Below are 6,122 nucleotides of genomic sequence, written 5' to 3'. Positions count from 1 at the left end.
ACACATCGGCCGCTCGGCGTCGGTCAACGACCGGGTTGCCACGCTTTGCAGCATGAAGCCGAAGGTCGGTTACGACGAGATCTTCCGCGAACTCGACGAGCAGCTCCAGCGGACCCTGCTCACCGAACTGCCCGAGAACCTGGCCATCGCCTTCGTAGGGCTACAGGCCGAGGACGCACCCCGGCAGTGTGGCAGGGTCGTGTCGGGCATGCAAACGGCAGGTGTGTCCATGATCCTGCGTGGCCTGCCACGGTCCGCTGCCGTGCAGGTGCTCAGTTGGATGGTACTCGACCATGCTGGTGACGATCTCGCCGCGCTGCTGCCCCACGAACTCGATCTGGTGGCCCACCTATTAGCTGGAATTGCAGCCGAGCCGGATGACGGCCGTCCCTGCGGTGGCCCGAACCGTACCGTTGCGCTACTTCATCAGGACGCTCTCGAAGCCCGCCGCACCGAGCTACTCGGTGCCCTGCCAGCGTCTGCGGGTACGGTCATGCTTCTGAGCTGCCTTCCAGCGCAGGAGCTGGCGACGGCGCTCCTGCACCAGCCAGAAGACCGGTGCCGCTACCTGCTCGACCGTCTGGCCGCCCGTCATCCAACGACCCTACGAGACGTGCTCAGACACCTCGGTGCCAAGAGCTCTTCTCCGCTGCTTCAGCTCCTGGACCCGAGAGCAGCCGACAAGCTCCTCAACCTACTCAGCCGCCCCGAAGTCATCGACCATCTAAGCCCACTTCCCGGCCAACGGATCGCGGAGCTCCTGCGCTCCATGCCGCTTGCGGATGCTGCAGCTTTGCTGGTCGAGTTGCCTGTAACCCGCGCGGCCGCCGCGTTGGCCAACCTCGACGGCGGCTACCTAGCGCGGCATCTGCTGGATGTAACGCCTTCCCGGTGCCTGGCTCTTCTCCAGGAGCTTGGTACAGCCTTGAAGCCGGATGACCGGGACCCTCGACCCGTTGCACTGGCCACGATGAGCGCCCACCGGTTCGCTGCCACGTTGGTGACGGCGCTGGAGCGGCACGGAGAACCGATGCGTGGCCGCATGGAACAGGTACCAGCTGCCGAGCCGCTCGACGGGTCACGGGTCGAGGCCGTCCATGTCGTAGCTGGCGCCGCAATACGGGCGATCCACCGGATCTTCCGCCATCAATTTGGAACCGGTCCACGGACCAGCTTGCGAACGGAGTGGACTGACCTCGGCCTCCTCTGGTCGATTGTTCGGCGCTCTGCCTCACCCAACATCACTGGCGCGAGCCGTGGTCCGACACAAACCGAGGGTGCTCTGGCTGTCACAAGATTCGCTTCTAACAAATCGGCACGTCGCGTTGCCAGCGCTGTCGGCCTGCTCGTCGCGCTCGGACTGCTGGCGGTCTTGGTGAAGCCGAGCAGTCTCCCAGGAATCGGCAAGGACGAGAACGGACACCCCGCACAGGACTCGGCCATGCCTACAGCGTCCTCGCCTGGTACGGCCATCTCGCTCGCGCCGGTGCCATCAGTGGGCTCCTCGGAGCTTGAGCGCATCGAGGCACTGATGCAACTCGACAACCAGTGGCGCGCCAGATGTCCGCCATCGACGCCAGAGATACGCGGGGGAAAGCTGCGAATTTACTGCCTTCTCGCAGATCCGAGCACGGGCATCGGCATCGACCGGTGGGTCCTTCAGTACCCACCGGGAACGAGTGAGTCAGGAAGTCCGGCGTTCTCCGAGGACACCGTGCAGGTCTCGCCACCGCGGACCTGGACAGGACCAGAAAATCACGGCGGGGAGTACTTCACGTATCGGTTGAAAAAGACCGGCGCTCCGGCTGTCTGGTTGCTGGAGGCGAAGCACGACCTGGCCCTACAGCTTGTCGGACCACGGGAGCTACGCGACTTCGAGCCCCTTTTCCAAGTGGCCGCCGATCATGGATACAAACTAGAGCGTTAACTAACCCGTCTGTCACTCGTGGCATGGGTCTTGTGGTCGGGTGAGACTCCCCGCCACCAATCACGGCTTATTAGGCGGAGCGGCTCGCGACGTACCGGCGGGCTGACAGCGGCTGCTACATCCGGCTGGGCTTGCCGGACAGGGCTGTCCAAACCGGAGGTGCGGGACGGAGACCGTTCTGGTCGGGTGGCGATGGTGCCGCTGGCCCACAGCTCGGCGTCGTCGGGGTGGGCCATCACCGTCAGCAACGTGGGGCCGTTCGCCAGGGGCCGCGGGCGTCGATGACGTCGGCCGGACACGGCAGTGGTGCGTGCGCTGGCTTGGCCTGTGAGGGGTCAGCGGTACTCCCAGATTACGGTCGAGACGATCATGTCGCGCCACTCGACGGCCAGGTCTGTCGCACTGTACGCGGATAGTTCGTCCTCGGCCGGTGTCGAGCCGGCGAGGCGGGCAGGCAGCCGAGGGCGAGTCCGCCGGCAAACAGGGTGGCGGCCGTCTTGACGCCGATGCCGCGTACGCCGGGGATGTTGTCGGCAGGGTTGCCGGTAGGGGCGCAGAAGTCAGCCCATTGCGCAGGGCGACCTGGTGCCGTTCGCAGACCTGGGCAGAGCCGATGTGGCGGTGGCCGGATCGCATCTTGGTCGATGGCGGGGCTTGACGCCAGGTTGCAGAAGCCGAAGCAGCCAATCCCTCCTGTCAGAGTCTGGCTACGACCTCGGCGGCGCAGCCCCAAGAGAGCGTGATGCCGGCGCCGCCATGGCCATAGTTGTGGATCAGCGTGGCGCTATCGAGGCGTTGTCCTTCCACTCGGACGCGCGTACGGGTAGGGCGTAACCCAATCCGCTGCCCAAGCACTCGTGTGCCACGAAGACGTGGTTCGACCTCGCTGCACCGATCGATGATCGCTGCAGTCGTGTTCGGGTCAGGCTCCCGACTCCAGTCGCCAGGCTGGGCAGTGCCACCGAGGACGACGGTCTCGCCTTGCGGGTAGAAGTGCAGCAGGTCAGGAGACGGCCCTGTGTCTTCGGTGAAGAACTCGGTGATGCCGGGGTTCTCGACGACGACGAGTTGTCCGCGGATCGGGGTCAGTTCAGGATCCGGTACGAGGGCACGCGCGCCCATGCCGGCACAGTTGACGACAACAGGCGCGACGCCCACAGCTTGGTCGAGCGAGTGGATCCGCCGAATCTCAATTCGGCCGCCGCCCACAGCGAACCGCCGTTCGAGGTAGCCGAGGTAGATGGGCATGTCGACGATCGGCGCGGTATAGCGCCACCCGGTGGCGAAGCCGTCCGGCATCTCGTCCGCCTCGCACAGCCGGAATCCGTCGAGTTGGTTGCCCCACTCGGGCGGGTCGACCGGCTTGCGGGAGGCTTCGATGCCAGGGACGAGGCGTACTCCGGTCTGCGGGTCGGTGGCGAGTTGCCGCAGAACAGCCAGGGTACGGGCGCTCCAGACACGTACCCGGTCGATGGGTTCGGCGAGGTACGGACCCCACATCGCGCCTGCCGCATACGAGGTGGTCTGGTGTGGTGGCTCGGCTGTCCAGATGGTGACGCGGAGGCCGGCTTCGGCGAGGCAGATGGCGGTGGTGAGGCCGGATACGCCAGCGCCGATGACGAGGGCGTCGATGTCGCGGCGGCTCATTGCTCGACCGTAGTGTCAGGTCGGCTGGCGCGCGAGGGCGTTCTCCAGGTTGGGCAGGAGGTCGGCGACGGCGTGGTTGCGTTGGCGGCGGCGTAGCTCCTGGGCGAGGCTGTTGAGCAGGGCGGTGCTGCGGGGTGAGCGGACCTGACCGAGGCGGGGTAGCGCCATCCGGGTAACCGCGCAGGCGTCGTCGAGTTTGCCGTGGGCGGTGTAGCCGAGAGCGAGCCAGGCGCCTTCGTAGAGGGCGCGCCGCTGGTAGGGCGCGTCTGGTCGGCGAGCATATGCACCGGTGCGCAGGAGTGCTTCGCCCTTGCGGAGCAGGGCGCGTCCGTCGCCCCCTCGGCCGGTGGCGACGGTTTGCCGGCCGGCGAGAATCATCGCGTATCCGGCCTGGCAGTCGAGGTGGTTAGGGGTCAGGTAGTACATCCACTCCGGGTCACGATCGTGATGTCGCTTCGCGAGCTGGTCGTGGGACTCTACCCAGGTGCGCTCGCACTGGTCGACGCGGCCGGCGGCGGCGTAGGCGTACGCGAGGCGGGACAGCACGGACGCCTGGACGCTCGCGGCGGACCGGTCGGCCACCCGGCTGGCGGCGACGCCGAGGCGTAGGCCGTCGTCGGCGTCGCCGAGTGAGGCGGCCTGAAAGGACAGGTCGGCCAGGATGTGTGCCTCCATGGAGCGGTAACCGGCGTCGTGGGCGGCGCGGAGGCCGGTGAAGAAGTAGCGCTGGGCCAGGCCATGCTGCTCGGCGTCGAAGGCCTTCCAGCCGGCGAGTTGGGCGAGGTCGGCGAGGGCGACCAGGAGGCGACGGGCGGTAGCGTCGGTGTGGCCACCGTCGCGCAGGACGAGCAGGACCGCGCGGACCTGGGCACCGACGTAGCCGAGGCCGGCGGCGCCTCCTTGTTCGTCGTCGAGCAGTTGAAGGCGCGGCACACTGGCTTCGATCTGTTCGACGAGTGGGTCGTCGGGCGCGGCGGCCGGGGGTGCGGTGCCGGCGGGTAGCTGGGTGTCCAGGTAGATGTTCACCGCCTGGGCGAGGGCGGCCCCGGATACGGAGAGGAACATCCTCCGGTCCACCAGTCCTCCCAGCAGCCAGTCCTCGGCGACCAGCATGGTACTCGCGCGGGTCCACGGTCCGTCCATGCCGGTGCTGGCCGTCATCACCAGGGTGCCATCTACGGCGTCGGGTCGCCCGTGCCAAAGGTCCCCGGCGGTCACGACGCGGCCGAGCCGGCGGGAGAGCACGTACGCGGTCAGTGCCGGCAGTGGTGGACGGGGTACTCCGCCGGCATCACGCCAGTGGTAGGGCGCGGTCTCGGCGAGGGTGCCGGCACCGAAGAGCCGGTTGATCTCTCGGGCGAGGGTACGCGGGGTAAGGCCGGCGTCGGCCATGTGTGTGGCGAGGGTGTGGTTGGTGCGGTCGGGTCGCGCGGCCATCGGCTCCTCCGCAGGGTCGACCGACAGTATCGCGAACGTACCGGATCGTGTTGGTGCTGTCGGTCAATGAATTGACGGTGTTGACGGTTCTATCCCCTGCCTGGGGTGGGCTGGTCCGGGGTCTGCTGGACGTGGCCCCGCCGGCGTACCGCCATCAATGGCTGCGTCGGCGGGTGATCCGACCGGCGAGCGGAGGACCGATGCGCACCTCAGCGATGACCCAGGCGAAGCCGCCGTGGGAGTGGGAGTTCGACTGGCACCTGACGAACCGCTGCAACTTCTTCTGCGAGTACTGCCATCCGCAGATCCGGTACGTGCTCAACCGGAAGCATCTCGACGAGCCGGCACCCGAGTTGGTGGTGAGGCGGTTCGACGAGTTGGGCAAGGTCTGCCTGGTGCACATGTCCGGCGGCGAGCCGTTCATGTACCCCGGCTTCGTCGAGCTGTGCGCGGGGCTGACCACGGGCCACTTCGTCAGCATCAACACCAACCTCGCCTCGGAGGACGTGCAGCGCTTCGCTGACAGCGTGCCGGCGGAGCGGGTGGCGAAGATCGTGGCGGCGATCCACCAGCCGGAGCGGGAGCTGCGCGGGCTGGAGTTGGACGCGTACGCCCGGAACTATTTGATCCTGCGGCGGGCCGGGTTCGATGTGACGGCGCTGTACGTGCTGTATCCGCCGCTGCTGCACCGGCTGGGCGGGGACCTGGCGCGGTTGCGGGAGCTGGGTGTGGACCACGTGCGGGCGAAGGTGTTCAAGGGCGTTCACCAGGGCGTGCGCTATCCGGAGGGCTACACCGAGGAGCAGAAGGCGCTGATCCTGGCCAACTCCGGCGAGTACGTGTTCAACCGGCCGTACATGGACGGCATGCTCTCCTTCTGCGGCCAGCCGTGCACGGCGGGGGTGACCTCGTTCAAGGTGACCGTCACCGGCGATGTCCGTCGCTGCGCCTCCGTGCCGACCGCCTACGGGAACCTCTACGACGGCACCTTCCGGCCCGCCCACGTCAACGAGGCGTGCCCGGCCAGGCGGGTGCTGGTCCTGTCGCAGTGCCTGTCCTATCTGGTCGATCCGCCGGTGCAGGCGGACACCGACGCCGACGACCTCTGAGC

4 protein-coding genes are annotated in these 6,122 nt (G+C 67.5%); 2 read left to right on the top strand and 2 right to left on the bottom strand.

Translation table 11 applies throughout. The annotated features are described in order from the left end of the window. Positions 1–52 precede the first annotated feature (52 nt). Complete coding sequence (locus KBX50_RS20290) at positions 53–1,927, top strand: magnesium transporter MgtE N-terminal domain-containing protein (protein ID WP_210938866.1); 1,875 nt, start codon at positions 53–55, stop codon at positions 1,925–1,927. A gap of 696 nt (positions 1,928–2,623) precedes the next feature. On the opposite strand, the gene KBX50_RS20285 is transcribed toward KBX50_RS20290, so the two are convergent. Together KBX50_RS20285 and KBX50_RS20280 are read right to left on the bottom strand one after the other, a co-directional pair. Beyond that, positions 2,624–3,574: an FAD-dependent oxidoreductase gene (locus tag KBX50_RS20285; protein WP_210938865.1), complete on the bottom strand. Its 951-nt coding sequence runs from the start codon at positions 3,572–3,574 to the stop codon at positions 2,624–2,626. A 15-nt stretch (positions 3,575–3,589) separates the two neighbouring features. Continuing rightward, positions 3,590–5,011, bottom strand: coding sequence for a carph-isopro domain-containing protein (locus tag KBX50_RS20280; RefSeq protein ID WP_210938864.1), 1,422 nt, complete (start codon positions 5,009–5,011; stop codon positions 3,590–3,592). Between the two features lie 77 nt (positions 5,012–5,088). Between KBX50_RS20280 and KBX50_RS20275 the strand changes: the two genes are divergently transcribed. Beyond that, positions 5,089–6,120 carry a radical SAM protein gene (locus tag KBX50_RS20275; RefSeq protein ID WP_374224677.1) on the top strand — a complete coding sequence of 344 codons (1,032 nt, stop codon included), beginning with the start codon at positions 5,089–5,091 and terminating at the stop codon, positions 6,118–6,120. Positions 6,121–6,122: the final 2 nt, after the last annotated feature.

The organism is Micromonospora sp. C51 (genome assembly GCF_018070435.1).
In the GTDB taxonomy this organism is placed as follows: Bacteria; Actinomycetota; Actinomycetes; order Mycobacteriales; family Micromonosporaceae; genus Micromonospora; species Micromonospora sediminimaris.
The sequence above is the reverse complement of the archived record's forward strand: the minus strand, read 5'-3'. Positions and strand labels throughout refer to the sequence as shown.

What these genes read in the sequence shown, in the direction of transcription:
- KBX50_RS20290 (WP_210938866.1), top strand. Translation starts at nt 53, where the DNA reads ATGAAGCCGAAGGTCGGTTACGACGAGATCTTCCGCGAACTCGACGAG.
- KBX50_RS20285 (WP_210938865.1), bottom strand. Translation starts at nt 3,574, where the DNA reads ATGAGCCGCCGCGACATCGACGCCCTCGTCATCGGCGCTGGCGTATCC.
- KBX50_RS20280 (WP_210938864.1), bottom strand. Translation starts at nt 5,011, where the DNA reads ATGGCCGCGCGACCCGACCGCACCAACCACACCCTCGCCACACACATG.